The 25211-nt window shown below is 42.5% G+C and carries 22 protein-coding genes, 2 tRNA genes and 1 pseudogene; all 25 read right to left on the bottom strand.

All coding sequences use genetic code 11. From position 1 onward, the window contains the following. Nucleotides 1-100: 100 nt before the first annotated feature. The 25 genes and pseudogenes from cysK to C6Y03_RS18310 all read right to left on the bottom strand — a co-directional run bounded on the left by cysK (nucleotide 101) and on the right by C6Y03_RS18310 (nucleotide 25192). The gene (cysK, locus tag C6Y03_RS18430) at nucleotides 101-1024 is read right to left on the bottom strand and encodes a cysteine synthase A (protein ID WP_012008673.1); all 924 of its coding nucleotides are present in this window, start codon (nucleotides 1022-1024) and stop codon (nucleotides 101-103) included. Between the two features lie 77 nt (nucleotides 1025-1101). Beyond that, the gene (locus C6Y03_RS18425; RefSeq protein ID WP_106039743.1) at nucleotides 1102-2010 is read right to left on the bottom strand and encodes a peptidyl-prolyl cis-trans isomerase; all 909 of its coding nucleotides are present in this window, start codon (nucleotides 2008-2010) and stop codon (nucleotides 1102-1104) included. Between the two features lie 46 nt (nucleotides 2011-2056). Next, nucleotides 2057-2932 carry an Hsp33 family molecular chaperone HslO gene (hslO, locus tag C6Y03_RS18420; protein WP_106039742.1) on the bottom strand — a complete coding sequence of 292 codons (876 nt, stop codon included), beginning with the start codon at nucleotides 2930-2932 and terminating at the stop codon, nucleotides 2057-2059. A 15-nt stretch (nucleotides 2933-2947) separates the two neighbouring features. After that, nucleotides 2948-3724 (bottom strand): type III pantothenate kinase, encoded by a 777-nt coding sequence (locus tag C6Y03_RS18415; RefSeq protein WP_060595364.1) that lies wholly within the window; start codon nucleotides 3722-3724, stop codon nucleotides 2948-2950. Nucleotides 3725-3886: 162 nt separating this feature from the next. Then, nucleotides 3887-5791, bottom strand: a complete 1905-nt coding sequence (gene ftsH, locus C6Y03_RS18410; RefSeq protein ID WP_034665747.1) for an ATP-dependent zinc metalloprotease FtsH — start codon at nucleotides 5789-5791, stop codon at nucleotides 3887-3889. Between the two features lie 95 nt (nucleotides 5792-5886). Continuing rightward, the gene (gene hpt, locus C6Y03_RS18405) at nucleotides 5887-6426 is read right to left on the bottom strand and encodes a hypoxanthine phosphoribosyltransferase (RefSeq protein ID WP_003217950.1); all 540 of its coding nucleotides are present in this window, start codon (nucleotides 6424-6426) and stop codon (nucleotides 5887-5889) included. Continuing rightward, nucleotides 6423-7845: pseudogene (gene tilS / locus C6Y03_RS18400) on the bottom strand (tRNA lysidine(34) synthetase TilS). Before tilS ends, hpt begins: the two are co-directional and overlap by 4 nt. Nucleotides 7846-7941: 96 nt before the next feature. Then, nucleotides 7942-8949, bottom strand: a complete 1008-nt coding sequence (locus tag C6Y03_RS18395; protein ID WP_060595361.1) for a protein kinase domain-containing protein — start codon at nucleotides 8947-8949, stop codon at nucleotides 7942-7944. After that, on the bottom strand, nucleotides 8933-9670 hold the full coding sequence (locus C6Y03_RS18390) for a vWA domain-containing protein (protein WP_106037512.1): 738 nt from the start codon (nucleotides 9668-9670) through the stop codon (nucleotides 8933-8935). The genes C6Y03_RS18395 and C6Y03_RS18390 overlap by 17 nt, the downstream gene beginning before the upstream one ends. Nucleotides 9671-9747: 77 nt before the next feature. Further along, nucleotides 9748-12231 carry a stage II sporulation protein E gene (gene spoIIE, locus C6Y03_RS18385; protein ID WP_066031449.1) on the bottom strand — a complete coding sequence of 828 codons (2484 nt, stop codon included), beginning with the start codon at nucleotides 12229-12231 and terminating at the stop codon, nucleotides 9748-9750. A gap of 203 nt (nucleotides 12232-12434) precedes the next feature. After that, nucleotides 12435-12506 (bottom strand) — tRNA-Glu (locus C6Y03_RS18380). Nucleotides 12507-12532: 26 nt separating this feature from the next. Next, nucleotides 12533-12606: transfer RNA gene (locus C6Y03_RS18375), tRNA-Met, on the bottom strand. A gap of 177 nt (nucleotides 12607-12783) precedes the next feature. After that, entirely contained in the window at nucleotides 12784-13182 is a 399-nt protein-coding gene (locus C6Y03_RS18370) for a S1 domain-containing RNA-binding protein (protein ID WP_003217901.1), read from the bottom strand. A gap of 82 nt (nucleotides 13183-13264) precedes the next feature. After that, the gene (locus tag C6Y03_RS18365; protein ID WP_003217952.1) at nucleotides 13265-13639 is read right to left on the bottom strand and encodes an FtsB family cell division protein; all 375 of its coding nucleotides are present in this window, start codon (nucleotides 13637-13639) and stop codon (nucleotides 13265-13267) included. Nucleotides 13640-13657: 18 nt separating this feature from the next. Continuing rightward, nucleotides 13658-14296, bottom strand: coding sequence for a spore cortex biosynthesis protein YabQ (gene yabQ / locus C6Y03_RS18360; protein ID WP_060595359.1), 639 nt, complete (start codon nucleotides 14294-14296; stop codon nucleotides 13658-13660). Continuing rightward, nucleotides 14293-14601 (bottom strand): sporulation protein YabP, encoded by a 309-nt coding sequence (gene yabP, locus C6Y03_RS18355; protein ID WP_034665732.1) that lies wholly within the window; start codon nucleotides 14599-14601, stop codon nucleotides 14293-14295. Before yabP ends, yabQ begins: the two co-directional genes overlap by 4 nt. 74 nt (nucleotides 14602-14675) lie before the next feature. Beyond that, entirely contained in the window at nucleotides 14676-14936 is a 261-nt protein-coding gene (locus C6Y03_RS18350; RefSeq protein WP_008341839.1) for an RNA-binding S4 domain-containing protein, read from the bottom strand. Beyond that, nucleotides 14933-16417: a bifunctional methyltransferase/pyrophosphohydrolase YabN gene (gene yabN, locus C6Y03_RS18345; RefSeq protein WP_106039741.1), complete on the bottom strand. Its 1485-nt coding sequence runs from the start codon at nucleotides 16415-16417 to the stop codon at nucleotides 14933-14935. Before yabN ends, C6Y03_RS18350 begins: the two co-directional genes overlap by 4 nt. After that, nucleotides 16407-18011: a putative polysaccharide biosynthesis protein gene (locus tag C6Y03_RS18340; RefSeq protein WP_106039740.1), complete on the bottom strand. Its 1605-nt coding sequence runs from the start codon at nucleotides 18009-18011 to the stop codon at nucleotides 16407-16409. Before C6Y03_RS18340 ends, yabN begins: the two co-directional genes overlap by 11 nt. Before the next feature lie 193 nt (nucleotides 18012-18204). Next, a complete protein-coding gene (spoVT, locus tag C6Y03_RS18335; protein WP_003217990.1) occupies nucleotides 18205-18741 on the bottom strand; it encodes a stage V sporulation protein T in 537 nt (178 codons plus the stop codon). A gap of 139 nt (nucleotides 18742-18880) precedes the next feature. After that, nucleotides 18881-22414, bottom strand: a complete 3534-nt coding sequence (mfd, locus tag C6Y03_RS18330; RefSeq protein ID WP_034665723.1) for a transcription-repair coupling factor — start codon at nucleotides 22412-22414, stop codon at nucleotides 18881-18883. A gap of 67 nt (nucleotides 22415-22481) precedes the next feature. Continuing rightward, nucleotides 22482-22712: an anti-sigma-F factor Fin gene (fin, locus tag C6Y03_RS18325; RefSeq protein ID WP_003217967.1), complete on the bottom strand. Its 231-nt coding sequence runs from the start codon at nucleotides 22710-22712 to the stop codon at nucleotides 22482-22484. A gap of 55 nt (nucleotides 22713-22767) precedes the next feature. Continuing rightward, on the bottom strand, nucleotides 22768-23334 hold the full coding sequence (gene pth, locus C6Y03_RS18320) for an aminoacyl-tRNA hydrolase (RefSeq protein WP_106039739.1): 567 nt from the start codon (nucleotides 23332-23334) through the stop codon (nucleotides 22768-22770). 140 nt (nucleotides 23335-23474) lie between these two features. Then, nucleotides 23475-24101: a 50S ribosomal protein L25/general stress protein Ctc gene (locus C6Y03_RS18315; RefSeq protein ID WP_060595355.1), complete on the bottom strand. Its 627-nt coding sequence runs from the start codon at nucleotides 24099-24101 to the stop codon at nucleotides 23475-23477. Nucleotides 24102-24238: 137 nt separating this feature from the next. Then, complete coding sequence (locus C6Y03_RS18310) at nucleotides 24239-25192, bottom strand: ribose-phosphate diphosphokinase (RefSeq protein ID WP_060595354.1); 954 nt, start codon at nucleotides 25190-25192, stop codon at nucleotides 24239-24241. Nucleotides 25193-25211: the final 19 nt, after the last annotated feature.

The raw sequence follows: 25211 nt of genomic DNA, 5'->3' as shown, positions 1-25211 counted from the left end.
TAATCTTATTGTAATGCAATCCAATTTATTTAGAAAATAGTATTTGCTTTCCATCTACAGATTTCATAAAAAAACCCCAGCAAATGCTGGGGTAATTGGTTTAATCGAATTGATAAAGAGGTGTACTGAGATAACGCTCCCCATTACTTGGGATGATTGCCAGAACCTTTTTCCCTTTACCAAGCTTCTTCGCTGTTTGAAGTGCTGCGTAAATAGCTGCTCCTGAAGAAATACCGCCAAGGATCCCTTCCTCTTTCGCTGCTTTTCTTGCAAGCTCAAATGCATCTTCGTTTTTCACTTGGATAATACCGTCATATACTTCCGTGTTCAAGATTGAAGGGATAAAACCTGCTCCTATCCCTTGGATTTTATGCGGGCCTGGCTTTCCGCCTGATAATACAGGAGAATCTGTCGGCTCTACCGCATAAAGCTGAATCGATGGGATGGCTTCTTTTAGGACTTCACCAGCACCCGTAATCGTGCCGCCCGTACCAACACCTGCAATAAATGCATCAAGCTCGCCGTCAAACTGTTCAAGAATTTCTTTTCCTGTAGTACGACGGTGAATCTCCGCATTGGCTTCGTTGCTAAATTGTTGAGGCATGAAGTAACCATGCTCTTCTGCCAATTCTTCTGCCTTTTTAATGGCACCTTTCATTCCTTCTGCACCTGGTGTTAATACAAGCTCTGCACCATAAGCGCGTAAAAGGTTGCGGCGCTCCTGACTCATTGTGTCTGGCATCACTAGAATTGCGTTAATTCCTTTAGCTGCCGCTACCATCGCAAGACCGATCCCTGTGTTTCCGCTTGTTGGTTCAATGAGCGTGTCGCCGGCTTTTAAAGTACCTTTCGCTTCAGCATCTTCGATCATCGCTAACGCAATACGATCTTTTACACTGCTGCCCGGGTTCATATATTCAAGTTTCAAGTAGACATCCGCACTGTCTTCATCTACTAAACGGTTTAATTTAACGACTGGTGTATTTCCTATTAGTTCAAAAACTGAATTTGCAATACGAGCCATCACTAACACCTCTATCTCCGAGTAATTTTATTGTATTAATATTAAATTATCAATTTCAAAAAATTTTGTCAATGCTTTTAGTCCTGGTCGCCATCGTAAAACCATGTGACTTTTGCTTCTTTCCACAGGGTTTTGACATTCGCCTTTTCACCTAGGTCTTCCATGGCAATCTGCCTTTTGATCTGATCTTTGACTTCTTCATAAGAGAAGGAGCGGCCATCTAATTTTTCTTTTAGTTGAATAATGGCATACCCGTTTTTGGTCTCGATCGGTTCTTTTGTCCATTCGTCTGGCTGAAGCTTTTGAGCTTCCTGTATGTATAGGGCTGGTATACTTTCTTGTTCTTCTGTCACAAACCCAAGATCTCCGCCATATGGAGAGGTGTAGCGGTCAATGGAGCGTTCAGCTGACACCGCTTCGAAGCTAGATCCGCCTTTCAGATCCTTCAATACATTTTCAGCTTCGCCTTTTGTCTTCACGACGATATGACGAATACGGTATGAATCATCATATTGATATAAGTCCTTGTTTTTTTCATAAAAGGATTTCGCTTCTTTTTCAGAAACGACAGCATCTCTCGTTAAAAGCTGCTCTAATAAAATTTGATAACGAATCTGTTCTTTCCATTCCTTTTCACTCGTATGTCCATCTTCGTAGAAGTTATTAGATACCGCTTTAAGCATGAGCAATTCACGATTGATCTCTTTTGAAGACACCTCAAGCTTGTTTTCTTTCGCAAGCTGATTGACCACCTTCTGATTAATCATTTGCTCAAGTGTTGCCTTGCCATAGCGGTCTTCCATCTTCTTTAACCATTCTTGACGCGTCACCTTCTCTTTTCCAATCGACGCAATTTCTTCACCGCTCTTCCCATTTGAAGAAGCCTGTGACATTTGCGACTTTGTTAATACATATGCAATGACAACGGCATTGATCATAAGCAACACGAGGATAAATGTCCATACCACTCTTGCTTTTAGTCTCATTTTTCGTCTCCTTTCCATTCTAAAAAGAAAACCCGCTGCTTAGAGCTTAGCGGGTTATTTCTTCACGTAGCTCTTCTAGCTCTTCTTTTGTAAATACATACGTTTCGTTACAAAAATGGCATTGAGCTTCTGCTTGTCCGTCTTGTTCAATCATGTCGTCAATTTCGGCTTTCCCTAGGCTGATAATGCCATTAGCAAAACGTTCTTTTGAGCAGTTACAAGAGAATTCGACAGGTACGGTTTCTAAAATTTGAGGTTTTTCTCCGAGTACTTCTTCTAAAATTTCTTCTGGTGTCATCCCTTTTTCAATGAGTTTAGAAATGGGTTCAATGGTTGAGAGCTGCTTTTCTAGTCTTTCGATGACAGCATCTTCTGTTCCAGGCAGCAATTGAATGATGAAACCGCCTGCTGCAAGGATCGAGTTATCTGGATTGACCAGAACCCCTACGCCTACAGAGGAAGGCACTTGCTCAGAAGAGACAAGATAATAAGTGAAGTCATCTCCAATTTCACCTGAGACGATCTCCGTTTGTCCTGTAAAGTGATCTTTCAGTCCGATATCTTTGACAACACTCAACGTTCCAGATGTCCCGACTGCACGTCTGACATCCAGCTTGCCATGTTCATTTAAGTCAAAGTGGACTTGTGGGTTTGAGACATATCCGCGCACCTGACCTTTTGCGTTTCCATCAGCAATGATGGCACCGATTGGTCCACCGCCTTCAATTTTGACCGTTAGCTTATTTTCGCCTTTCAGCATAGCACCCATCATGACTGTAGCTGTCATTGTTCTCCCAATCGCTGCTGATGCTGTTGGCCATGTATGGTGTCTTCTTTGTGCTTCATTGATTGTATCTGTTGTGTTTGCAGCATATGCTCGGACTTTTCCGTCATATGCTAACGCTTTAACTAAGTAATCCATTCGATTTTAAACCTCCTATAGTACACCGACACGATTACGCTCATAAATGAGTTGAAGTCCTTTTAATGTTAAGAACGGATCGACAATATCAATGCAGTCTGATTCATTTCCAATCAATGTCGACAAACCGCCTGTTGCAATGACTTTCGGTGTTTGTTTCGCTTGCTGCTTCATCCGTTTCACTATTCCCTCGACTTGCCCAACATATCCATAAAGGATGCCGGATTGCATCGCACTAATGGTGTTTTTTCCAACAATGTGATCTGGACGGACAATTTCAATTCTCGGCAGCTTCGCCGCTCTTGTATATAAAGCCTCTGTTGAGATGGTAATACCAGGTGCAATTGCCCCACCCATGTATTGTTTTTGTTCATTGATATAGCAATAGGTTGTCGCTGTGCCAAAGTCTACCACAATGAGAGGTGCCCCATATAGGTGAATCGCCGCTACTGCATTCACAATTCGATCAGCCCCGACTTCCTTTGGATTGTCACACATAATGTTTAATCCAGTCTTCATTCCAGGCCCTACAATTTGGGGTGTTAAGTGAAAGTACTTCTCGCACATTCTTTCTAGTGCAAACATCATCGGCGGGACAACAGACGAGATGATAATTCCTTCTATTTGATCAAACATCAGCCCCACATAATCAAATAAAGACCTGATGGCCATACCAAATTCGTCTTCTGTTTTATGACGGCTTGTTTCAATTCGCCAATGGTAGTTTAGATCGCCATTATGATAAACACCTAAAACGGTATTTGTGTTTCCTACATCTATCACGAGTAACAACTTCATCACCACTTTGAATAGTTTCTCAAAAAGAGCATTTTTCGACTTTCTATCATACCATACACGAATTGAGTTCCATTTGTAAACAATTCGAAACCGATCCATTCATGAATCGAAATAAAAAAAGCTGCCGGTGATCCCGGCAGCTTTCACAGAAGGAGATTAGATCTCCTCATCTTCTTCTTTTTTCTTGATGTTCACTTTCACATCATCGTTTTTCTCTTCGTCATCCGCGTATATACGCTCTGGAAGCTTTCCAGTTTCGTAAAGAGATTTAATTTGCTCAGCATCTAATGTTTCAACTTCTAAAAGGGCCTGTGCGATAATTTCTAGCTTATCTTTGTTCTCAGTGAGAATTTGTTTCGCACGTTCGTAGCTGTCCTTGATGAAACGCTGAATTTCTTGGTCAATCTCGTAAGCAATGGCTTCACTATAATTCGGCTCGTTGTTAAAATCACGGCCTAGGAACACTTGACCACCTTGTGCTTGACCGAACTGAAGCGGACCAAGCTTATCAGACATACCGAACTCAGTAACCATTTTTCTTGCAATGCCTGTTGCACGCTGGAAGTCGTTGTGAGCGCCTGTGCTTACTTCACCAAACGTAATTTCCTCTGCAACACGACCGCCGAGCAAGCCGACAATTTTATCAAGAAGCTCTGGCTTCGTTTGGAAATAACGGTCTTCTCTTGGAAGCATGACCGCATATCCGCCTGCCTGACCACGAGGAACGATCGTTACTTTATGCACCATGTCCGCTTCGTCTAGGATAAGTCCAATCACAGTATGACCTGCTTCATGGTAAGCCACGATATTACGTTCTTTCTTCGAAATGACGCGGCTTTTCTTCGCCGGTCCAGCGATGACACGGTCAGTCGCTTCGTCGATATCACGCATATCGATTTTCTTTTTGTTATGACGGGCAGCAACTAGCGCTGCTTCGTTTAGTAAGTTCTCAAGATCTGCTCCAGAGAACCCAGGTGTTCTGCTTGCAATGGCTTTCAAGTTCACTGTATCATCAAGCGGTTTGTTTTTCGCATGAACCTTCAGTACTTCTTCACGGCCAATGACATCTGGTCGGTCAACCGTAATTTGACGGTCAAAACGTCCCGGACGCAGCAATGCAGGATCTAGGATATCTGCACGGTTCGTCGCAGCAATGATAATAATACCTTCGTTCGCACTAAAACCATCCATTTCAACAAGAAGCTGGTTAAGCGTTTGTTCACGCTCGTCATGACCACCGCCAAGACCGGCTCCACGCTGACGACCCACTGCATCAATCTCATCAATAAAGATTAAGCAAGGTGCATTCTTTTTCGCATTTTCGAATAAATCACGTACACGTGATGCACCGACACCGACGAACATCTCGACGAAGTCAGAACCACTGATGCTGAAGAAAGGAACGCCTGCTTCTCCTGCAGATGCTCTCGCAAGCAAAGTTTTACCTGTACCTGGAGGCCCTACTAGTAAAACCCCTTTAGGTATTCTTGCGCCAAGCTCCGCAAATTTACGTGGGTCCTTTAGGAATTCAACCACTTCTACAAGCTCTTGCTTTTCTTCATCTGCACCGGCAACATCTTTAAATTTCACACGTTTCTTCTCTTCTGTGTAAAGCTTCGCCTTACTCTTACCAAAGTTCATCACACGGCTTCCACCGCCCTGAGCTTGGTTCAATAAGAAGAAGAACAGGATAAAGATGATGATAAACGGAATGATGGTTGTCAGAACTTGCAACCATCCATTTGTTTCAGGTGCTGGTTCTACTTTTACATCTGTATTCTTCAGTGCACTGTAAATCTGGTCAACACCTTGACCATCTGGAACATGGGTAATGAAGTATTGATCTTTCTTCGCGCCATCTAATTGACCACGAATTTCATAAACCCCTCTTACAGGCTGAATGGAGATACTCTCCACTTTTCCCGCACTTAGATTTTGCGAAAATTTGCTGTAAGACATGTTCTCAGGCTTTTGATTAGGGGATCCTAACCAACTGACTACCCCTATCACAAGTAATAAAATAAGTATATAAAAAATCGTATTACGAAAAACCCGATTCATTCCTTACCTCCTCCCACAGTAAGCACAACTATGTTCAATAGTATCATAGAAAATCATTCCAATACAACCAATAACCTCATGTATACGTATGCTGATTAGCCTTCGTAAACAGATGGTTTTAACACTCCAATATACGGGAGGTTTCGGTAACGTTCAGCGAAATCCAATCCATAGCCGACAACAAATGCATCTGGCACTTCAAATCCAACATAATCTGCTTTGATGTCTGCTTTACGACCGCTTGGTTTATCAAGCAATGTCACAATTTTTATGGAATTTGCTTTACGGTATCGGAAAAGCTCTACCAGATAGCTCAAAGTTAACCCACTGTCGATGATATCTTCCATAATTAAAATATCTCTTCCTTCAACAGAAGTATCAAGATCCTTAATGATCTTTACTTCTCCTGAAGATACGGTAGATTTTCCGTAGCTAGATACATCCATAAAATCAAGTTCTAAATATGTATCAATGTGTTTGATCAGGTCTGCCATGAATGGAAGAGCCCCTTTCAAAACACCAATAGCCAGGGGAAATTTACCATCATAATCGCTGGTTAATGTTGCACCCAGTTCCTTCACTTTTTGCTGGATCTCTTCTTCTGAGATCAAAACCTTTTCAATATCTTGTTTCATGCTTTTGCTTGCCCCCTACAAATTTTCATGCTGTCTATATTGTAATACAATGAGATCGCTGTTTGTCATATCAATTTCTTCAAAAACGGATTTTTTCAGACCTGGGATCCAGATGATTTGATGATCCGAGTCAGTGACGATCGGCCAGCTGTCTCTTTCTGCAAGAGGCACTTTTTTATCAATAAATATATCCTTCACCTTTTTTGATCCATTCATCCCTTTAAGTTTGATTCGATCACCATTTTTTCGTGAGCGAATGATCAAAGGGAGACGAACATGATCTTTTTGAAGCAAGAAAAAATGGTTTCCGTTCCGTGCATCCTTCGGAACATGATTTGATACCACGATAGACTGCCCATTCGGAAGGAAAAGCTCCTCTCCAAGCTCACCCTTTAAGTGAAGAGCATAAGACTGGTCTAGTACAAGCGATCGTTCAAAGGTAAACATACAGTAATCATAAGACTTGACAGCTTGTAAACCTTTTGGCAAATCTAATGATCCAGACGGTTGTTCGGTATGAGATAACCAGTCCAAAGTCCCTAGAATATGCTGGTTTGAAAACGCTGATTGAGTGTTTTCATAAAGATAGTTTAATATTAGTTGAATGCCTCTTCTTTGTAAAGGCAAAGGCAGGTCAAGCAAAGGCTTCGTTTTGATCTTAATTTGCTTAGGCGATTGATTCGTTATCACTTGGTTCATTTGTTCCTTTGTTAATGCCTGCAAGTATTGCTCATCCTCAGTCAGCATGTCACTTACAAACTGAAAGCTTTCATGTACATGAGGTGCCTCTTCTTTTAACACGGGAAGAATGTGTCTTCTTATCCGGTTTCTCAAGTAGTCATCAGTGTGATTGCTTTGATCAATGACATAGGGAATATGTTCTTTTTCACAAGCGGTCAGCACGTCGTCCTTGGAATATCCAATGAGCGGCCGAATCAGCCATCCATCTTGAAAAGGACGTTTTGCTTGGATACCGGCGAGTCCTATTCCAACAGTCCCTCTCGCAAGCCTCATCATCATTGTTTCTACTTGGTCGTCTCCATGATGTGCAAGCGCTATGAATTGAGCGTTGTATTGCTCCATCAATTGACGAAAGAAAGCATATCTGCACTCCCTTGCAGCTGCCTGTTTGTTTAAGTGGTTTTCTTTTGCATATTGGGTGACCTGTATGCGGGCCGATTCAAAAGGAATCTCTTGCTCCTTGCAGTAAGCCTCAACAAATGCCAAATCAGCAAAGGATTCTTCTCCTCTGAACATGTGATCTACATGGGCTGCAATCAGCTGATAGGAACCTTTTCGACGTTTGTTTAGTTCGTGCAGTAAAAGCATGGAATCTGGTCCGCCAGAAACCCCGACAATGACTGTCGTATTTTCAAGGTAAACATCATGTTTTTTCAAAAATGATTCAATTCTATTCACAACTTCCTCCTCACAAAGAGCAGGTAATTTAAAGATATACATATCCTATCACTTTCAGTAGCTCCAAGCAAAGATGAAGCCTGCTTTTTTACAGGTCTATAGCAGGAACAAAACCACATATGCACAGTAAAGAGCAAGTACACTGCACACGATCAGAACAGTTTCAAAAAGCCCGCCTGATTTTTTGCGTACTGGTGTTCTTTTTGCTGCTGCAACTCTCGATCGTGAAGTCACCTGTTGATTTTGATGAACAGCGGGCTTTTGCCCGTTTTTTTGCTGCTGCTTCTTTTGACTCGCTTTTCTTGAAGCGATCAGCTGTCCTTCTTTCAGCATCGCACTCTTCATAGCCGCCGCTGATTGATATTTACCTTGTAGAGCAGCCTTTAACACCCTTTCATAACGCTTTAATAAAGGATGTCCTTCAATCGCTCTGTAAAGCTGCTTTTCCGGTTCTGCTCCTTTTTTGAATTCTTTCTTATACGCACAATTCACCATCACCATACTTAAGGCAAACAGATCATAGGATGGCTCTGCCTTTCTTGTGCCGAATCCCCAATAGCCTCGATCAAAAAACTCTGTATACTCCTTGATTGCCCTGCCTGCTTTTGTCGTTCCCCCTACATCAATGCACCGGATCGCGGCTGGGGGACCTGACACGATGAGATTATCTGGCTTCAAGTCACCAAAAATCCAGCCTTCCTGATGTAAATGACCCAGGTTAGATAAAAGCTGAACCATTAAAACGACGATCCACTCATCACCTTTTTGTTTTACAAATTCAAGCAGTAACGGGCCTCTGACATACTCCATCACATAAAAGGAACGCTTTTGAAGCATACCGGGATAAATCGCATCATCCATATCATAAAAAGAAGGCCCCATGGTTTTCACAGGAGCCTTAGAAAAGGATTTTAATACATTGACTTCAGATGCAATGAGCATACTGTCATCACTCACTTTAAGGGCTACTTGACCATTTGGCGATTCGGCTAGATAGACAATACCGTTCGCCCCTTTTCCCAGCTCTTTTACAATGCGGTAATGATGGTGATGCCATTTCCCTTGAATCACCGTGCCTAACGGAATGTTAGAAGCCGAATTCATTATCATGCTCTTCCTTTGCTTCAAGCAGCCCTTTACGCGAACGAACTGATTTGAAATGCTGGAGTGCTTCTCGAAGCGCTGGTCCAGTTGGAGTAATTCCTCCCGTGGTCAGTTTCGGGAAAATAGATGATAACGAATCGAATCGAGGCGTCCAATTCAACACAATTTCAGCATCTGAGTTTTTCCCGGGAAATATACACATCCCAAACTGATTTTCACCAATCCTTGAATTTAAACTAATAGAGAGATCGATGAGTGCTTCTTTAACGGTCGGCAGCTTCGGTTTCATACTTGCACTTGTATCAACAAGCACAAGTACTTGAAGATGAACCGTCTCTCCTAACTCATCGACTACTTCCATCACTTCCCCACGCTTATCAGGCGGAAGCTCTTCAATTTCAGTGTCTTTGCCAAGTATTTGCTGCAATTCTTGATTCACAACACCTTGTAAGGTTTGTGTCATCGCTTTTTTTGTGACCATTTGTACCGTTTGAGATAACTGCTGGACGTAGACAACCTGATGAATGCCTCCGCCTGCGAGGGCAATCCCCTCGACTTCTTTCATCGCTTCATGATCGTGTCTGTTTTCCTCCATAATGCCAATGACATTGACTGTAATCCCTTGTTCCTTTGCCAATGAGGCAATCGCAAGTGGATCTTCCCCGTGATTTGAGCAGCCATCTGTAATCAATAAGATTTGGTTTACGTGACCTTTTCGCATCTTCATTCCTCCTGGGATCGTAACTGAATGCTTTATATCCCCATCATCGCCAGAAGAAATTCATATTATACGATATTTTAAGAAATCTCTTGTTTCTCAAGATAGAATGTACCAGTCGGAATGGATGCCCATTTTGGTGTGTTGTGATCAAGCCTGATGACAACAACCGTCATATCGTCGTCAATTTGACCCGCTCTTGTTCGAATGACCTCTTCCATTAATAAATCAGCAATCTCTTGCGGATCTTCTGTTTTAAAGCTTTTCATTTTGCGCTTCACCCACAGATCATGATTTTCAATATGCTTTGGTCCTTCGAAAATGCCATCACTCATCATAATCAGCAGATCTCCTGCCTTCATCTGTTCACTCACTACCTCCACTTCAAATTCATCAATAATCCCAATCGGTAAGTTGCTCGCTTGTACCTTCATCACCTGATCACCCCGTTTAATAAAGCTGGGTGTTGAACCAATCTTGAGGAACTTACAGCTCGCATCCTGTAAATCAATAATTGATAAATCTAATGTAGAATAGATTTCATCCGTCGTTCGTAAAGATAAAATACTATTAATGGTTTTGATTGCCACTTTTTCATTGATACCTGACGCCAATATTTTTTCTAACAGCTTAATCGTTTCATTGCTTTCAAAATGAGCCCTTGCTCCATTGCCCATTCCATCACTAATAGCTGCGGCATATTTGCCCGCACCCAGCTCCATCATGCTGTAGCTATCCCCAGACACTAACCCTCCGCCTTTCGCTGCATGCGCTACGCCTGTAGCCACTCGATATGATTTTGCAGAGCCGAATACAACGTGGCAATAGCCTGTTGGGTGCTCTGCACACTGCTCTGCTTTGACTAAAATCTGTTCTTCTAAAATATCTGAGAGCATGGGAGCGATGATTTTTTCACATTCACCATGTCCTTGGCAATATGGGATTCTCATTTCAATATCGACATTCCCCTGCTCCAAGCTATAAATTTCTACTTGCTGAATTTCAATCCCAAAGTGCTGAAGTGCTTCTATCATCTGCTCTTCTTGAATAAAATGCTGTTCTCTTTCTCGTTTTATTTCCCGGGAAAAATCCTCCATCACTTGTGAGACCCCCATCAGCTGTTCGGCTACAAGTCGTCTGCTGTCTTGGACCTTTTTCTTCAGAGTCTGGTTGGCTTTATAGTAAGCGATCTCCTCTTCAATCAATTCCTCGACATGTTTTGATTTTGAGCAGTGCTGGCTAAATTTCTTCTTCAATTTCCGGTTATGCTCGTAGGTTTTTTCATCAGATTCATGCATAACTTGTTTCATCAGTTCATAGGTTGTATCAAAGTTCTGCACCCAGCATTTATTTTTCTTATAGCACGTTTGACAGGATCGTTCTGTGATCGTACTTAAAAAAAGATCTACATCCTCTTCCTGCTTCTTTTCTTCAGGAATGGATTCGTAAAATGTCGCAAAACTCTCAGACAGCGCATGAAATACATTAGAAAATTGGTCTACCTTTTTTGCTGTCACATCCCGTACTTTCCGGGCGTATTGCTGCTGTTCTTGTACATGCTCTACCGTACCAGGAATATATTTCGCTACCTTAGAGGTCACTGATTGTGGCGTGAGTAAGAAGAGCGCAACTGCAATAAGTGATTCATACAGCGTGGTCACGAGACCTGCTGATCCTTCTCCGTATAGGGAAATAAGTAAGGAACCCACAATTAAGCCAATGGCTGCGCCTGCTTTCTTCCCCTCTTTCAGCAATCCCCCTAATAAGCCTGAAAAGGCAAGAAGACTCATCTGATAAAGGTTTCCGATGTTAGCGAGACCGAGAATTAATCCTGTCACGACACCCACCGTACAACCAATACTGGCTCCTCCAATAAAGGCAAAGCTCAGCACTACATAACGTGACAAAATATGCTCTGCCTGCATCCCTTGAAATGTGATACCAGCCAGACCTGTTAAAACTGAGGCAATTAAAATCATAAAGCAAATAATTTCTTCAACCTTTAAGGAGTGTTTGATTTTCCTGACTGTAAAAATCGGCAGGCTTTGAAGGAAAATCAGTGTCAAAATGAAGGCAAGTCCTGCTTCAACACCCGCCATGACGTAATCGTAGCTTTGCATAGCACCTTGCTCTAGGTAAACAAATGCTCCTCGGGTGATCAGCATTGACAGCACAATGACAACCGGCAATGTTTTCACTGGGTCTTTGATGATGAAAGAAACCACCTTGGACATAAGGAGAAACACGATCAACGACGCAAACACAAACAATGCGTTTTGAGGTGATATCGTCATGGCTCCAGCGAGTAAAGCGAGACAAGCAAGCATGGCCTTATCTCTTTTGATAAGCAGCATGGAGCCGAAGAAAGGCAGAGCAAACGGCATAATTTCAGATAAAATAAAGGCTCGTCCTAATAAAAAACCAAGTACAACATAAATAAACCCTTTATAGAAAAAAAGAGAATGCGTGTGATGAAGAAACAGGTTTTTCATCTTTTTTAACCCTGCACTGATTCTTTCAAACCCCGCTCCTGTTAAATCAGTTCTTCTTTCTAGTTTTTCCATCTTTTCATCCCCCACCTGATATTCGTTGCTTGTCATTATAGCGAAGGTGAAAAAGAAATTTTGTCAAAAGAAGTTGTCGTTTCCATAAAACGTTCGACGCTTTATTCGTCAAAGAGGCATACTTTCATGAAAGTCGATGTCTTTCATCAGAATTTTACGAAGACACAAAAAAACAGCCTTCCTAAAGAAAGCTGTTTTGAAGATGACCCGTACGGGATTCGAACCCGTGTTACCGCCGTGAAAGGGCGGTGTCTTAACCGCTTGACCAACGGGCCTTGCTTTTATGTTCTACTAAAAAGGATAGCGGCGGAGGGGATCGAACCCCCGACCTCACGGGTATGAACCGTACGCTCTAGCCAGCTGAGCTACACCGCCATAATAAAAATGCGCTAAGAAGCACAAGATCTATAATACAAAGGAATCGCTTGTCCGTCAATAGGAAGTTCTAAATTAAATGAAGAAATCTCAAAAAATGTCGTATGGATCAAGAAAAAAAGCACCTGCGGACAGCAGGTGCTTTGTTGTGAAAGATATATAGAAAGCAGCAACAAGTTAACCTCTTCTTGCTCCGCGTCCCCCACGTTTTGATTCCGTGTTACGTTTTAAAGATGTTAAGCGGTCTTCACTATCTTTTAAGAATTTGTTCATTTTTTGCTCAAACGATTCCTTCGGACGGAAATCATTTCTGCTCGGTCTTGATTGTTGTTGTTGAGGACGATCTTTTGCTTTTTTAATGGACAAGCCGATTTTACCGTCTTTTTCAACGTTAATCACTTTCACTTCAACTTGTTCACCGACTTTTAAATGCTCATTAATATCTTTTACATAGTTATCGGCTACCTCACTGATATGAACGAGACCAGTTGAACCGCCTGGCAACTCCACAAAAGCTCCAAAATTTGTAATGCCCGTAACTTTCCCTTGTAACTTGCTGCCAACTTCAATCGACATAAAAAAAGTGCTCCTCCTTAGACTTATAAAAAAATCTCATTTGTTCAATTATACATAAACTGAATTTTAAGTGTCAACAAGGCTAATCGCTCTTATTGCCCACATCAAAGATTTTTTCGCCTTTTTTGGACATATAATAGTCTCGTCGTGCCAGTTCGAGTACGTATTCTTTGCTTTTCAGCTTTTTAATTTCATCAGAAATATCTTCCTGCTTTGTTTGTAATTGCTTCAATTCTTTTTCAAGCGCAACCTTCTTCTCTTCTTTTTCCTTTAATGAGGACGATTGCGACCAGAGGGCACTTGTCACCAAGACAGCAAACATGAGCACAATCACACCAAACACGGTAAGCCTTCTAAGGAGTCCACGGCGTTTGCGTTTTAAGCGCTGTGCTTGCTGTTCCATTTGTTTTTGGTAATCATTTTGAATTTGTGCGATATTTCTTTTTCTCTTGTTCAAGGTTGAAGGCCTCCTCTCTTACTTTGTCCAGAATTGTTTCCATTTCGTTTTGATGGTACCAGATAATTTCTTGGTCCCTTGTAAAATTCCTGCTCCTTTAGAGAAAAACAATCTCATTGATGTTCGCCATTTTTCGGGAATCCGATGAATAATGGTCACATTAAGTAACCAGATGAGCGGATAACAAACAATGGACAGCACCTTCCACACGAGCCGAAACGTAAAATGAACAAGACGTAAGAGCAAGTGGAGCAAGAACATAATAGCACTTATAATCAATGTCAGCAGCCAGCGGATTGGCTGGAAGACGATGGACATGACCAGCCGTTTCAGGACGAGAGCGGTCTGATACACACACATCATCATAAACTTGAGAATGTTCATATACAGCTGTTTCATCAATGCCTGATACATCGAAAAACCTAGTGCAACGGCTAGAAAGATATAAAGCCTGAATTCTCCTTCATTTGTCAGCAGCAGGACATAAAAGAATAAGAGGCCCTGTACCAGCCAAAAAAGGAGATCGTGTATAACCAAAAGCCATTTTGCTGTCTTTTCCCGATTCACAAACAGCTTGTACGTATCAAGCGATGCGCCCAGCCAGATGCCCATCGCTACCATCGAAAGCATCGTATAAAACTGGACTGTCAGCGTCATTTAAACAGCTTGCTAAAAAATCCTTTAGCTTTCTCCCCGTGCTGCTCATCTACATAAATTAAGTCAAAGACACGCCCTTTGATCGATACAACGCCTTTTTCGACGTCTAGGTTTTTCATTTGCAGATTTTCTCCACGGATAGCGAGAATCCCCATGACCGTCTCAAGCAGAAATTCTTCATTATCAAAGCTTTCCACCTGTTTGACACCGGTAATATCTAAATGCTTTCTGTTTCGCATTGTGACATTGTGCTCCGCTTCTGATGACAGCTTCGTGCCTTGAGGTTGATTATAATATTGATTCATTTATACATCCCCCATATCTCATACTTGCATTGTTACTGCATTGTATGTGACAGGAGGATCATTTAGAACAAGCCCTATTCTGCTGTTTTTTCTTCTTTTAGCACAGTATACATGCCAGCGGCTTCTTCTTTTTTCGTCGTGTCCTTTAACTCGTTGACTTGAACCGTCACAAGTTTTTGACCAAAACGGATTTGAAGCTCGTCTCCTTCTTTCACGTCAGAGCTGGCTTTCGCCTGTGTGCCGTTAATAGAAATTCTGCCTTGATCAGCTACTTCTTTTGCCAATGTTCTTCTTTTAATTAAACGGGACACTTTTAAAAATTTATCTAGTCTCATGTATGCTCACCTCTTTCTATACGTTTGGCATCGTTCCATAGATCGTCCATTTCCTCTAGCGTTAAGTCATCTAATGAACGTCCCATGTCCTTTGCTTTTTGTTCGATATGCTGAAAGCGACGCATGAATTTTGTGTTGGCGGAAGCGAGTGCCGTTTCAGGCTCTAGCTGATAGAACCTTCCAATGTTGACGAGAACAAACAAAAGATCTCCAAATTCATCTTTCATCTGCTTCGTTGCACTTTCGTCCGGCTTCTCTGCCACTTCAACGAGAAATTCCTGCTTCTCTTCTTCGTATTTGTTCCAAATATCTTTCACATCTGTCCAATCAAAGCCTACTTTGGCGGCTTTCTTTTGGAGCTTATATGCCTTTGTTAGTGCTGGAAGCGCCGCCGGGATGGATTGCAAAATGGAGGCTGCCCGCTCCGGCTTCTCCTGCTGCTTGATTTTTTCCCAGTTGGCGACCACATCTGCTGCTTCAGAAACATTTGTGTCACCAAACACATGGGGATGTCTACGAATCATTTTTTCTGTGACATGCTGGATGACGTCATCAATTGAGAAAAAGCCGTCATCTTCACCAATTTGGGCGTGAAGTAACACCTGCAGCAGCACATCTCCGAGCTCTTCCACCATATGGTCTGGATCATCTTCATCGATCGCTTCAAGCAGTTCATAGCATTCTTCAATTAAATATGGTTTAAGTGACTCATTGGTTTGTTTTTGATCCCATGGACAGCCGCCCGGACCTCTTAATGTACGTATGACGTCACGGAAAGTGTCAAATTGTTGATAAAGCAGCTTTTCATCTTGAATCGGAGGTACATAAACACTCGTTAAGTTATTTATCGACACATCTCGATCAAGTTCAAATAAAGGAACGGCAGTAATCTGTTCCTGACTGCTTCCAGCCGCAGTCACAATATAGACTTCATAATCGTCAGGAAGCTTTTCCATCAGCGTGAGTTTCACATTCGAAGCGGTCAGCTGATCATATACCTGACAAATGAGGACATGCTGGGTCAATTTCAGATCGTCCGCTCTCATATCTCCTGCATCAACGAATTGTAATCCCTCGATTGGGTCAATCTGCAAGGAGTTAAACGTCGCATCCAAAAAGCTTTGTCCACCAGCAACAGACACATCAATCCCGCGTTCGTGCTGCTGAGAAACTAATAGCTGGACAGTCTTTTCTGCGACAAATGGGTGACCTGGTACTGCGTACACAATCTCCTGTTCCGCAGCCTCTGTAAATAAAATTTCAGTGATTTCCTGATATACCGAATCAAACTGATCGTGCTTTTCATAAATTTCATCAAAAAAGGTCAGCGATGAGACCTCCTGCATCAACTCTGCGGTAAGCGGATGATCCTGCGTTCTCATAAATACTTCTTTCGCCTGCTTCAGCTGCTTGTATACACCGAGCGTCAGCTGATCCATGTCGCCTGCCCCGAGACCGACGACGGTAATCTTACCTGCCATTTCGATTCCCTCTCATCTGTTTAAAATATAAAATCTTTTCTCCTAATGGAATGAGTCTCCATTCCTCGTCCGTAAATACTTCTAGCTTAAGAATACTATATAAAAAGGCGAAACCACCAATAAAAACTGACGTCAGGCTCTCTAAAACGAAAAAAGGACGTTTTTCAAAGGGAATGACCCAAGAAAACAGTGCCTGATACCCTATTAAGACAATGGCCATGAAAGCAGCCGATAAAAGAATTTTCACTGGGAACAGCTCTCTCAAAGAAATCCATCCTTTATGCCTCAAATAAACGGCATTGAGCAGAGCCGCAGCGAGAAAACCACATACGGTTGACCATGCGGCACCGTAGATGCCAAATAGCGGGACAAGTGCAAGCGTTAGTATCCATTTCACCAGCACACTGAGAATCACCACAACAGCCGGATACACAGTATGCCCGAGCCCTTGAAGTAAAGCTGCTTGCGTAATCGCAATCGATGTAAATGCGATGGAAATACAGAATATTTGCAGCGCATCGGTGCCTAAGTCATTACGAAAAAGCATGGTATTGACTGACGCTAGAATACAAATCAGCCCAACTGCTGAACCAATCCCTAAAACCGACGTGGTCTTAAACGATGTACGCACTTTTTGCCTTATCTTTTCATGCTCTCCATTCCTCATGGCCGCCGATAAAAATGGCACAAGAGAGGTTCCGATGCTAATGGCAAACACCGTCCCTAGCTGTAAGAACGGCTGTCCTCGGTCATACACACCTTTTGCCGCCTTTGCCGCGGCTTCACTCAGACCCTCACTGCGCAGCAACGCATACAGATGAAAGGCATCAACCATTTGCATCCATAAAATGAGCAGTCCGCTGACACAAATCGTGAATGTATACAGCACCAAACTCTTCAAAACATCCTTTTTCCGAAGTGTCGCCTGTTTGCTTGTCATACTTGCAGCAGACTGTTTTCGGTATGTCAGCCAAAGAAAAAGAAGTAGTATAAGCGAGGCCGCACTCCCCGCTATGGAGGAGAAGACCGCACCCGCCCCTGTTTCATAAAGCGAATAGCCGCGCCTCACGAAATAGAAGGATAAAACAAGCAGGACGCCTACCCTGATGAGTTGCTCCACCAATTGAGAAATAGCCGTTGGAAGCATCATACCGTCACTCTGAAAAACTCCCCTCAGCATCACGGTAAGCGGAAGAAATAAAAACACGAAAGCACTCATTTGGATGAGCAGGATTAATTGACTGTCCGCCATAAGGCTCGCAATTCTGCCTGCTCCTATGTAAAGACAAAGAAATAAGACCAAGCTCAGTAAAGTGATATAGACCAAGGATACCCTTGTAATGATCCTTCGATTCTCTTCCCCATGCTCACTCAGAAGCTTGGACACCATGACAGGAAACCCTGTGGTGCCGAGCATGATGGCAATGCCAAGGAAGGGATACACTTGCTGATAAATATAAAACCCTGTGTCTCCTACGATGTTCTGGAACGGAACACGATAAACGGCACTTAGAACCTTTGATAACAAGCCTGCGATGGTCAAAATCACCGCACCCTGGAAAAGCCAATGCGGCTGATTCACAGCATTTTTCATGGATGACTCCTTTAAAAATAGATCTACAGTTAAACGCACTCATTATATCATACGTGAATGAAAAGCCGTTTCTTTCTAAGGAGTAGACGGCACATTCCTCGTTTTGTTTCATCCCATATAAAAAACGCCGACAAAATCAAATGATTTCATCGGCATTCTTTCGTTTTATCTATATGATATAGAATTATTAGACCTAATGTTCCATTTGACGGGCTAAGAAGCCAGCTGCCGTTTCTGCCGCTTTATGCTCCACTTCTCCCATTGAACGCTCTTTAGAAAATAAGACGACGGCGCCAATAGGATCTCCGTTTGCAACAATAGGTGCAATGGTATAAGCAGATACGTCATCATCAATACCATCGACAAGTTGAATTTCTTTTTTGCTTTCTTCTAATACAGAATTACGCTGGTCCATTGTTCGTTCAAGTAAATCACTGATGGATTTGTTTAAGTACTCTTTTTTCGAACTGCCGGATACAGCAATATACGTATCTCGATCACAGATCAGGATGGAATGACCCAAACTGTCGAATAATGCATCAGCATATTCCTTCGCAAAGTCTCCTAGCTCACTAATCGGCGAATATTTCTTCAAAATCACTTCTCCATCGCGGTCGACGAAAATCTCAAGCGGATCTCCTTCCCGGATGCGCAATGTTCTGCGAATCTCCTTCGGAATAACCACTCTACCTAGATCATCGATGCGGCGTACAATTCCAGTTGCTTTCATTCACTGCTGCCTCTCTTTCGTTTGATGATGTGTTGGGTGAATGGAACAAAAGCGTCCACTTTATGCAACATTCACCACTTGACCCTGAGTTTAGTATCCGTCACATCAAACGTAATATACACGAGAGACAAACAAAATTTTATGAAGATGGAATGGTTTCTTTTTTCACTTCTTGAAGGCCTCGAAGCATATTCAGAACGATCTCAAGCCATTCCTCAGTCTTCTTGCCTTTCGTTTGAACAGAAATAATCAGCTTGCTGCCTTCCATTCCCAAGCCTATATCACGACCATATTTACTGCTGAGCGCAAATAATTTTTGACCGTCGATTTCACTGCTTGCTTGCTCTTCAAGAGTAAGCCTGACAATGCCTTTCTCCATCTTGATCAGTTCGACACGTTCCTGCACTGCGTATACTTTCATCGTCGCAATCGTGAACAAGTCCGCCACTTCTTGCGGATATTCACCAAATCGGTCGATCATTTCATCTTGAAGCTCTTTTCGCTCTTCGATTGATCCAATCGCTCTGAACTGTTTATACATCTCGATCTTTTGCTTCCCATCCGCAATGTAAGTGTCCGGGATGTAGGCATCGATTTGCAGATCGATTTCCGGTTCGAATTTATCTTGAGCTGTTGTATCGCCTCTTCTTTCCTCAATGGCTTCTTTCAGCATTTGAGAATAGAGGTCGAATCCAACAGAATCAATGAATCCATGCTGCTGTGCACCAAGTAAATTTCCTGCTCCTCGAATCGTTAAATCACGCATCGCAATTTTAAATCCTGATCCGAGCTCTGTGAATTCTTTAATAGCTTGAAGTCTCTTCTCTGCTACTTCAGACAGAACTTTATCTTTTCGATACGTGAAATAAGCATATGCGACACGATTCGAGCGTCCTACTCGTCCTCTTAGCTGGTACAGCTGAGAAAGCCCCATTTTATCCGCATCGTGGACGATGAGCGTGTTCACATTTGGAATGTCGACTCCCGTTTCAATGATGGTGGTACTGACCAATACATCTGATTCACCTTCAAGGAAATTGATCATCACTGATTCCAGCTCGTTCTCACTCATTTTCCCATGTGCATAGCTGACTTTCGCGTCTGGGACTAGCATGGAGATTTCATCTGCTTTGCGTTCAATATCTTCAACACGGTTGTAAAGAAAGTACACTTGACCGCCGCGTGCTAGTTCTCGCTCAATCGCTTCTCTGACTAAAGCGCCATTGTACTCAACCACATAAGTTTGAACAGGGAAACGGTTTTCAGGCGGTGTCTCAATAACCGATAAATCCCGTACGCCAAGCATAGACATATGCAGCGTACGCGGAATTGGCGTAGCCGTTAATGTCAGTACATCGATATTGGCTTTCATCTGTTTAATTTTCTCTTTATGCGTCACACCAAAACGCTGCTCTTCGTCAATGATCAACAAACCTAAGTCTTTATAGACAATATCTTTAGAAAGCAAACGGTGTGTGCCGATGACCATATCAATCGTTCCGTTTTTCAGCCCTTTTAACGTTTCGGTTGTTTCTTTTCTTGTACGGAAACGGCTCAGCTGAGCGATTTTGACAGGGTAGTCTTGGAATCGGTCCATAATCGTGTCAAAATGCTGCTGCGCTAAGATGGTTGTCGGTACAAGCAGAGCAACCTGTTTTCCGTCAGCAATGGCTTTGAAGGCCGCTCGAATCGCCACTTCTGTTTTTCCATATCCCACATCTCCACAAAGCAGGCGGTCCATTGGACGCTCCCGCTCCATGTCTTGTTTGATTTCGTGAATCGAACGGATTTGATCATCTGTTTCCTGGTAAGGGAACGCTGATTCAAACTGGCGCTGCATCTCATGATCAGGCGAGAAGGCATACCCTTTGCTTGCCTCACGTTCCGCATACAGCTTAATGAGATCATCTGCGATGTCCTGTACAGATGTTTCCACTTTTTTCTTCACACGTTTCCAATCACTGCCGCCTAGTTTGTACAGCTTTGGTTCTTTACCTTCTGATCCGACATACTTCTGCACCTGATCAATTTGTTCAACCGGTACATAAAGCTTGTCGCTTCCTTGATAATGAATATTTAAATAATCTTTATGAATGCCGCCGATTTCAAGCGTTTCAATTCCTAAATACTTACCGATCCCGTGGTTAATGTGCACCACATAATCGCCGACTTGAAGCTCTGAATAGCTCTTAATTCGCTCTGCATTGGTCAGCTTTTGCTTACGTGCCTGCTTCTTCACACGTTTCTTGAAGAGCTCGCCTTCTGTGATCACGGCAATTTTCGATAACGGCAGTTCAAAGCCTGTTTGCAGCTCACCTTGTAAAATATACACCTGTCCGCTTACAAGCTCGGCGTCCGGCTTGGCAAGAGCGGCTTCAATGTCATAATCATGTAAGACAGAAGATAGTTTATCTGTCCGCTCTTCATCCGCACCTAAGAAGACAACTGTGTATTGTTGTTTTTTGTAGCGTTCAATTTCACTCGCAAGCACATTCATCTGCCCGTGGAAATTCTGCATTTGCTTACTAGATACATTGACGATATTTTGCGGATTTGTCTGCTGGACATGTCTCAGAAACAAGGAGTAGTACAGAATAGACCGCGATTGCTGATTGATCAGTTGTTGGAACGGGAAAGAAAGGGATAAATCATGAAGGATATTACCTTCTTCAAGCAGGCTAATTGTCCAATCAGCTTCTTCCTGTTCAAGCTGTTCTTCCATCTCCTGAATTCTGCTAATTTCATCTAAAATAATAATCGTATCCTGTGATGTGTAATCTAGCAAACTAGCAGGCTTTTCATAGAAATAGGACAGGTACTTCGTCATTTCCTGTGTCACGATACCTTCTAGCAGCTTCTCTCGATCAGCAGAAATATGCTGATGAAGCAGTTCTTTTTGCTGGTCTGAGTTAAATTTCTTTAAGCTCTTCGCAAGTCCTTGATCAAGCTGTTCAATGGCTCTCACTCGTTCAGGACCTCTCACAATCAGCTCTTTTGCGGGACCGATTTTAATCTCTTGAAGTGTTTCTAATGAACGCTGTGTATCTGAGTGGAACGTTCGAATCGAGTCTACTTCTGTATCAAACAGCTCAATACGGATCGGATGATCTTCCGTTAACGAATAAATATCAATGATTCCTCCGCGCACACTAAAATCTCCGGGCGCAGCAACCATCGACGTCCGGTCATAACCGATTTGTACAAGTTGTTTTGAAAACGCCTCCAAATCAATTTCTTCACCGAGCTTTAAATGGATCTGACTTTCCTTCCAGAGCTCAACTGGCGGAAGCATTCTGCGCACCGCTGCAGCCGGTGTGACGATAATGGGGTTTTCTCCATTCGCCAGCCGGTTCAGAACATCTAGACGCTGTGCTCTGAGCTCAGGGCTGGCAACGGCAATTTCTGAAGCAATGAGTTCATTAACAGGATAAAGAAGGACCGAGCGATCTGAAATCACACTGGCAAGATCATCTGTTACCTTCTGCGCTTGATACAAGTTGTGAGTCACAATAAACATCGGCCGCTTAAGTTCGTCTGATATAGCGGCTGTAAATAAAGATCTGACGGAGCCTGATAGTCCGGCGAGCAGCTGTTCTTTTAACCCTTCCTTTAGCCCATTAAAAATGGACTGAAAATCATCACTTTGTTTGATAAATGATTGTATATTTTTCATTTGGCTCCTCCTCCCTGCTTGTTTAAAACAGAAAAACGCTTTGGTCTATTATCTACACCAAAGCTTTTTATTGAATAAAGGTATGATACTGATGGTAATCAGGATTTCTTTCGAGCGCCTCTTGGCAATCCTCACAAATGGTTTGTACATGTAAATCACCATTTTCCCTATAAGAAATCATATCGTTTCTTTCCTCATTTGTTAAGTGATGAAATCCAAGTGCTTCACTTTGAACAGCGGATTCATCTAGACTGCCAACCTTTACACCACAGTGCCGGCAGTAATAATGCAAAGCCATACGTGATCCTCCCATGCTGAGATTTTATAATCAGTATGTGCTTTGCTTATCATTCTTATACCTTCTTGTTAAAATCATTCATCACTTCTAAAAATGGCTTTATTAAAGCCGCCTCGCAAGCTTCGACAGACGCCTGAATGGCTAATGCAATGTCAGGCTGCTCCTCTTCAGAAAAGCGTCCTAGCACGTAATCGACGACCTTCATGCCATTTTGAGGACGTCCAATGCCGATACGGAATCGGTCAAACTCAGGTGACCCTAAATGCTGAATCAACGATTTGATTCCATTATGTCCGCCTGCACTTCCTTTTGTACGCAAACGAATCCGCCCAGTTGGCAAATCAAGATCATCATAGATGACTTTCAAATGTTCAAGTGGAATATCATAGTAATCCATTAGCGGACGCACGCATTCTCCTGATAAGTTCATATATGTAAGCGGCTTTACAAGTAGAACCTTTTGCCCTGAAACAAACCCTGTTCCAAATTGTCCATGGAATTTTGATTGATTTAAGGGGATGTCCCATTTTTTCGATAATTCATCTATTGTCATAAACCCGACATTATGTCTTGTTTTTTCATATTCTTTTCCTGGATTACCTAATCCAACGAATGCAATCATGAAACCAATAACCTCCTTTGTCACAAAGCACACGCCTAAAAAATGAGCCAATAGGATTGCCCCATGTAAAAACGTATGAATTCTTTTCATTCTAGCACAAAAGACGCAACCGCGGGAGGGTTACGTCTCTAAATGACCAGTTATTCTCCATCGTTATCCTTTTCTTTAATGGCCTCAGGTTCTTTTGGTTCCTCTTCGCTATCTGGCTCAGGAACCTCTGATTGCTGAGGCGGCAAAATGGATGCAACGACTTCTTCTGGATCGTTATTCACTTGATATGATGACTGAACAGACAAATCAGCGACTGTTAGGACATCATTTACTTCTAAGTTTGTAATATCTGCTTCAATATGCTGCGGGATATCTTTTGGTTTCGCTGTAATGGATAGTTCAAATAGTGGCTGCTGGAGCACACCGCCATCTTTTACCCCTTTAGATTCGCCAATCAGCTGGACAGGTACATCTGCTTCAATTTCACGCTGTAAGTCGACCACTTGGAAATCTGCATGGACAAGCTCATTTTTCAGCGGATCTGTTTGTAATTCTGTGACCATCACGGATTTTGTTTCACCGTTCACGTCTAATGTGATGATTGTATTCTTTCCTTCATCACGTAAGGTCTTTAATAAATCGATGCTGTCTAGTGAAACAGCCAGGTTGTCTGTATTTTTTCCGTATATGACACCAGGAACGTGTCCTGAATGACGGATTTTTTGCAGTGTGGAACGTTTGAAATCAGTTCTTTTATTTGCTTTTAAAGTTGCCATATTCAGCACCATCCTATTTCATTTTTGTCACTACTCTCATAATTACCCATAAGCGAATCATTTTAAACCTATTTGCTCTGAATGATGACAGCAAAAAGACCCCAAGCTGATGCCTAGGGCCTTTTTTAATCAGAAAATTAGCTAAAAAGGTAGCTCACAGATTCTTCTTCATGTACACGGATGATGGCTTCTGCAAGCAAAGGCCCAACTGAAAGCGGAATGAATTTTTCAACTTTCTTGTCATCTGTTAAATGAATACTGTTTGTCACAACCAATTCTTTTATTTTAGAATTTGTGATACGTTCTACTGCTGGTCCAGACAATACTGGGTGAGTACAGCAAGCATATACTTCAGCCGCTCCATTTTCCACAAGTGCATTTGCAGCAAGTGTAATGGTACCAGCCGTATCAATGATATCATCGATGAGAATCGCCGTTTTGCCTTCAATGTTACCAATGATGTTCATCACTTCAGCAACATTTGGCTTCGGACGACGTTTGTCGATAATAGCGATTGGCGCTTTCAGGCGGTCTGCCATTTTACGCGCACGTGTCACACCACCGTGGTCTGGAGACACAACGACGATATCCTTCAAGTTTTTCTGTTCGAAATAGTTTGTTAAGATTGGCACAGCCATTAAGTTATCGATTGGAATATCAAAGAAACCTTGGATCTGCGGCGCATGAAGATCAAGTGCAATGACACGAGTAGCACCTGCTGTCTCAAGTAAGTTCGCAAAAAGCTTCGCAGTGATTGGCTCACGAGGTTTTGCCTTACGATCTTGACGTGCATATCCGTAATAAGGGATCACAATATTGACCGTTTTCGCAGAAGCGCGTTTTAGTGCATCCACCATAATGAGCAGTTCCATAATGTGCTCATTGACTGGCGCACTCGTTGATTGAATGACATAACAATCACAGCCGCGAATACTTTCTTCAATATTGATTTGGACTTCACCGTCACTAAAGCGTTTAACAGAGCTCTTTCCTACATCAACTCCGATACGATCGGCAATTTCTTTAGCAAGTTCAGGGTTTGAATTCAAAGAGAATATCTTTAAATTCGCATCAGCATAACGATTAGACATGGTAAACCTCCGGGTATTT

It is taken from the genome of Bacillus sp. LNXM65 (assembly GCF_002998575.1).
In the GTDB taxonomy this organism is placed as follows: domain Bacteria; phylum Bacillota; class Bacilli; order Bacillales; family Bacillaceae; genus Bacillus.
This window is presented reverse-complemented; position numbering and strand designations above follow the sequence as displayed.